The sequence below is a fragment of the Pseudoxanthomonas sp. LjRoot204_2 genome (assembly GCF_056175765.1).
The window spans coordinates 1-5,740 of the sequence record NZ_JBGFFG010000218.1 but is presented as its reverse complement, the minus strand read 5'-3'; the positions used below and the strand labels follow the sequence as shown (position 1 = coordinate 5,740).

Genomic DNA, 5,740 nt, shown 5'->3' with positions numbered 1-5,740 from the left:
GTTCAAGGCCGGACTCGCCGGCCTGGCCACCTGGCCGTTGTCGTCGCGCGTGGCGGCGGCCACACCGTGCGCGCCGGCGCCGCCGGCGCACGTCACCGGCGTCGAAGGCCAGCGCAAGGCCGACCTCGGCAACGGCACCTATCTCAATCCCATCGTCGCCGGCGATCGTCCCGACCCCACGATCCTCAAGGACGGCGACGACTACTACATGACGTTCTCGTCGTTCGACGCCTATCCCGGCCTGGTGATCTGGCACTCGACCGACCTCGTCACCTGGACGCCGCTCGGCCCTGCGCTGCGCACGCACGTGGGGACGGTGTGGGCCGTCGATCTCTGCAAGCATGGCGACCGCTACTTCATCTACCTGCCGGCACTGGCGAAAGACGAGGCGTGGAAGATCCACGCGATCTGGGCCGACGACATCCGCGGACCGTGGAGCGAACCGGTGGACCTGCACATCGATGGCTGCATCGATCCGGGCCACGCGGTCGGCGAAGACGGACGCCGTTACCTGTTCGTCAACGGCATCCGCAAGGTGCGCCTCACCGACAACGGCCTGGCGACCGACGGCGCGCTCGAAACCGCCTACCAGCCCTGGCGTTATCCGGAAGACTGGATCACCGAAAACTTCGCGCCCGAAGGCCCCAAGCTGACGCGACGTGGCGACTGGTTCTACCTGGTCACCGCCGTCGGCGGCACCGCCGGCCCGATCACCGGCCACATGGTGATCGCCGCGCGTTCGCGTTCGATCCACGGACCGTGGGAACACTGCCCGCACAATCCGCTGGTGCGCACGCTGGGCGATGCGGAGCCCTGGTGGTCGCGCGGCCACGCGACGCTGGTCGATGGACCGGCCGGCGACAGCTGGATGGTCTACCACGGCTACGAGAACGGCTATCGCACGCTCGGCCGGCAGACGCTGCTCGAGCCGATCGAGTGGACGGACGATGGCTGGTTCCGTGCGCGCGGCGGCGATCTTTCGGCGCCGTTGCCGGTGCCGCGCGGCGGCAAGGCGGGGATCGCCGGCGTCGCGCTGTCGGACGATTTCTCGAGCGATCGCCTCGGTACGCAGTGGGCCTTCCACGCGCCGCGACCGGACGAGATGCGGCGCGTGCGTTACGGCAGGAAATCCCTCCGCCTCGCCGGCGCAGGCCGGTCGCCTGCGGACGGCAGTCCCCTGGCGTGCATTGTCGGCGACCGTGCCTACCAGGCCGAGGTCACGCTGACCCTGGTCGATGGCGGCGAAGGCGGCCTGCTGCTGTTCTACAACCCGAAGGCCTTCGTCGGCCTGGGCTTCGCGGCTGACGGGCTGCGCGTGTTCCAGTATGCGGAGGAGCAGACGTGGGCGCGGCAAGCGATGCCGACGCGGCGCGTGCGCCTCCGCCTGACCTACGACCACCACGTGGTGACCTGGCACCACTCGCACGACGACGGCCGCACCTGGACGCGGCTGGACACGCGGATGGAAGTGTCCGGCCTGCACCACAATGTGTTCGGCGGCTTCCTCAGCCTGCGCGTCGCGTTGTACAGCGCCGGCCCGGGCGCGGTGGAGTTCAGCGACTTCCGCTACCGCGCGCTCGCCTGAGCATCACGCCATCGGCGTGTCGTGATGGAAGTGCCGCTTGAACGGCACCTCGCCGTCGCGCGGCGCGTCCAGTTCCTGCGCATATCGATGGCCGGCGTACACCGCGTGCGCGATCAGCCCCGGCGCCAGCGCATCGCCGATGCAGGCCACGCTGCGGATGCCAGCATCCGCCCATTCCGGCTCGCGTCCCTTCAACGCCTGATAGAGCGCATCGTCGGGCAGGCGGGCCGTGACCACCACGACCGCGTCGCAGTCGAGCGAAGAGGCCGCGCCGCTCCATGCGTGCTCCAGCGCAAGCGTGGTTCCCGTATAGCCGGTGACCAGGTGCGATACGCACTGCACGACGCCCAGCTCGGCCATGCGCCACTGGATGTGGCGGTAGTCCAGCGTGTTCGCGCTCCACGAGGCGATGGTGTCGTCCGGGGTGAGGTACGTGACTTCGCAACCGCGCAGGCGCAGCGCCTCGGCGACGACGCTGGCGGTGTAGAAGTAGTCGTCGTCGTACACCACCACGCGGCCCTCGGGCCAGCGTCCGTCCATCAGGTCGTCCGGCGTGAAGACACGCGCGTTGTCGGCGAAGTCGGCGATGCCCAGCCCGTGGCTGCGCCCGAATCCGTCACGCCGCCAGTGGCACCCCGTGGCGATGACGACGTGGTCTGCACCGAAGTCGAGCACATCCTGGTCCGTCAGCGCGGAGTCGAGGTAGGTGCTGACGTTCGCCAGCTTGCCGATCTGCCCGAGCCGCCAGTCGCGCACGCGCGCCCATTCGGCCAGCCCCGGCAGGCGCGCCTCGCGCGTGACCCGCCCGCCCAGTTCGCGCCGCGCGTCGGCCAGGTGCACCTCGTAGCCGCGCTGGCCCAGCGCACGGGCGGCTTCCAGGCCGGCAGGCCCGCCGCCGACCACCAGCACGCGCGCTTCGCTCGCCTTCGGCGCGATCCGTTCCGGATGCCAGCCCTTGCGCCATTCCTCGCCCATGCTGGGGTTCTGCGTGCAGCGGATCGGCGAGATCGTCATGTCGCCGGAGACGCAGATGTTGCAGCCGATGCATTCGCGGATGTCGTCGACGCGGCCTTCTTCGATCTTGCGCGGCAGGTACGGGTCGGCGATCGAGGGCCGCGCGGCGCCGATCAGGTCGATCACGCCCCGCCGTATCTGCGAGACCATCGTGTCGGGCGACGTGAAACGGCCCACGCCGACCACCGGCTTGGTCGTTGCCTTGCGGACGAAATCGATGAAGGGTTCCTGCGCGCCTTCGCGGGCGAAGCGCGAGGGCACCGAATCGTTGTACCAGGCCGCTACATTGACGTCCCACAGGTCGGGAAGCTCGGCCAGCATTCCGACGATGTCCTGCGCCTCGGCCAGTTCCACACCGCCCGGCCCCAGCAGCTCCTCGCTAGCAAAGCGCAGCGCGACGGCGCAGCGATGTCCGACCGCCTCGCGCGTGTCCTGCAAAACTTCGCGCAGCAGGCGGATGCGGTTCTCCAGCGAGCCGCCATAGGCATCGGTGCGCTGGTTGCGGCGACGCTGCAGGAAATGCATCGGCAGCGACAGGTCGTGCGCGGCGTAGACATAGATGATGTCCATGCCCGCCTTCATGCCGCGCACCGCCGCCTCGCGGTGCCAGCGACGGTACTCGGCGATGTCGTGCAGGTCCATCGCGCGGGCCTGCGAGGGATAGCCGTACTTGGAGGGCTGGTGCGACGGCGCCAGCAGCACTTCGCGCGAGTACAGGTTGGAGGCGGTCGGTCCGTTGTGCGACAGCTCCAGCGCGGCCAGCGCGCCGTGCGCATGCACCTTGTCGCACATCAGCGCGAGCGCGGGAATGTCGCGGTCGTCCCACAGACGTGCTTCGACGTAAGGCGTGAGATCGCTGCTGGGATGGATCTCGCACTCTTCCGTCGAGATCACGCTCCAGCCGCCCTCGGCCTTCACTTCGCGCATGGCCGCGTGCGCCAGCGGCATGGCATGGCCCATGCCGTTGCAGTGCGGCACCTGGAAGAAACGGTTCCTGGTCGTCACCGGGCCGATGCGCACCGGCTCGAACAGGATGTCGTAGCGCGGATCACGCATGCGGCACCGCGTTGCCTGGGCGACGGCGCAGGAAGAAGTACAGCGGCAGGCCGGCGATCATCAACGCCAGCGCCAGCCAGAAGGGCTGCGCGCCCATGCCGATGAAGGCAAACACGGTGTACGCCGCGCCGATGATGGCAGCGACCAGCAGGTCGCGTCCCGCATCGCGCTGGCCACGCCACCAGAGCACGCCCAATGCAAGCGAGCACCCCAGGTACAGCGGCAGGTTGGCCGCCGTCACCACGGTGCTGAGGAAGGTGAAGCCCGCCACCGCGGATTCGCTGTAGTTCATCAGCACCATCGCGCTCGCGAGCAGGGCTGTCAGCACCAGGGCGCCGATGGGCGCGCCGAAGCGATTGGTCCGCGCGAATACCTTCGGCATCGTGCCGTTGTCGGCCATCGTGCGCATCATCTCGCCGCTCAACAGCGTCCAGCCGTTCAAGGCGCCCAGGCCGCTGACGACGACGAACAACGCGATCCACCGCCCGGTTCCCTCGCCGGCGAAACGCTCCATCACCAGCGCGAACGGTGCGCTCGACTGCGCGAGTTCGGCATGCGGCAGCAGCAGCAACGGCACGGCGGACACCACGAGATAGATCGCCGCGGTGATGCCGGTGCCGGTCATCGTCGCGCGCGGGATGGTGCGCCCGGGGTCCTCTACCTTCGCGGCGGGAATCGTCGCCGATTCGATGCCCAGCATCGCGAACAATGCCAGCGTCGACGCCGCCATCGCATCGCCGAGGCTGGTCGGTTTGGCCGGCGGATGCGCGCCGAACGACGCGGGGGATTCGAGCAGGGTCCATGCGCCGAGCACCGCGACGGCCAGCATCGGCACCAGCTTCATCACCGTGGTCACCACCTGCACGCGGCCGCCACTGCGCACGCCCAACAGGTTGATGCCCACGAACAGCCACAGCACGCCCAGGCACACCACGGCCGGCTGCACCCGCGCCAGCGGCGGGAAGATCGCGGCGGCATAGCCCGCCACGCCCGTGACCAGGGCCGCGAGGGTGATCCAGTTCGATACCCAGTACGACCACAGCACCGCATACGCCGGCAGATCGCCCAGCGTGTGCCGCACGTAACCGTAAGGTCCGTCCGCGCCCGGCAGCAGGCGCGCCAGCCTTGCGAACACGCGCGCCAGCGCGAGGCAACCCAGCACCGTGATGCCCCAGCCCAGCAGCGCGTTGTAGCCGAACGGTGCCAGCGAGGCGGGCAGCACGAAGATGCCCATGCCGATGGTGTTGCCCACCACCAGCGCGGTGCACGTCCAGAAGCCGATCTTCCTGCGGTCGTGTGACGGCATGGGCGGTTAGTCCCGCGCCACCGGCACGCCACCCTTCACCACGCCGCGCACCTGCTGCAGGCAGGCGATGTCGGCCAGCGGATCGCAGGCCAGGGCGACGAGATCGGCAAGCTTGCCCGGCGTGATCGAGCCCAGTTCCTTTTCCTTGCGCAGCAGCCGCGCCGACTCCAGCGTYGCCGCGCGGATGGCCTGCAGCGGGGTCATGCCGTAGCGGACCATATAGGCGAACTGGTGCGCATTGTCGCCATGCGGATACACGCCGCTGTCCGTGCCGTAGGCGATGTTGACGCCCGCGGCGACAGCCTTGCGGAAGCCCTCGCGCTGCGCCTCGGTCGTGTCCAGGTTCTTGCGCAGGATTTCCGCGGACCAGCCGTCGCGCCGGCCCACCGTATCGATGTAGTCGCCGTTGTAGATGTCGGCGACCAGGAAGGTGCCGTCCTGCTTCATCAGTGCGATGGCCTCGTCGTCCATCAGCGAGCCATGCTCGATCGACCGCACGCCGGCACGTACGGCGCGCTTGATGCCTTCCGCACCGTGTGCGTGGGCCGCGACGAAACTGCCGCGACGCCCGGCCTCTTCCACCGCTGCGCGGATCTCGGCCTCGGTGTACTCGGATTGTCCCGGCTCGGTGCCGTCGGCAAGCACGGCGCTCGTGGCGATCAACTTGATGAAGTCGGCGCCCGCGTCGAGGATCTCGTTCACCCGTTGGCGCACCTCCGCTTCGCTGTCCGCGACGCCACGGCGGAAGATCGCCGGCAGCTCCGTCCCCGCAGGCAATC

General features: G+C 69.2%; 4 protein-coding genes. 1 reads left to right on the top strand and 3 read right to left on the bottom strand.

Translation table 11 applies throughout. The features are described from left to right. On the top strand, positions 1 to 1,585 hold a 1,585-nt coding region (locus tag AC04L7_RS11295), incomplete at its 5' end, for a family 43 glycosylhydrolase (protein WP_475513026.1). Positions 1,586 to 1,588: 3 nt separating this feature from the next. Here AC04L7_RS11295 and AC04L7_RS11290 read toward each other — a convergent pair. From AC04L7_RS11290 to AC04L7_RS11280, 3 genes are all read right to left on the bottom strand, one after another. Continuing rightward, entirely contained in the window at positions 1,589 to 3,655 is a 2,067-nt protein-coding gene (locus tag AC04L7_RS11290) for an oxidoreductase (protein ID WP_299345896.1), read from the bottom strand. Continuing rightward, positions 3,648 to 4,961 carry an amino acid permease gene (locus AC04L7_RS11285; protein ID WP_436000496.1) on the bottom strand — a complete coding sequence of 438 codons (1,314 nt, stop codon included), beginning with the start codon at positions 4,959 to 4,961 and terminating at the stop codon, positions 3,648 to 3,650. Before AC04L7_RS11285 ends, AC04L7_RS11290 begins: the two co-directional genes overlap by 8 nt. A gap of 6 nt (positions 4,962 to 4,967) precedes the next feature. Then, a partial coding sequence (locus AC04L7_RS11280; protein WP_475513025.1) for a metal-dependent hydrolase family protein occupies positions 4,968 to 5,740 on the bottom strand: 773 nt, incomplete at its 5' end.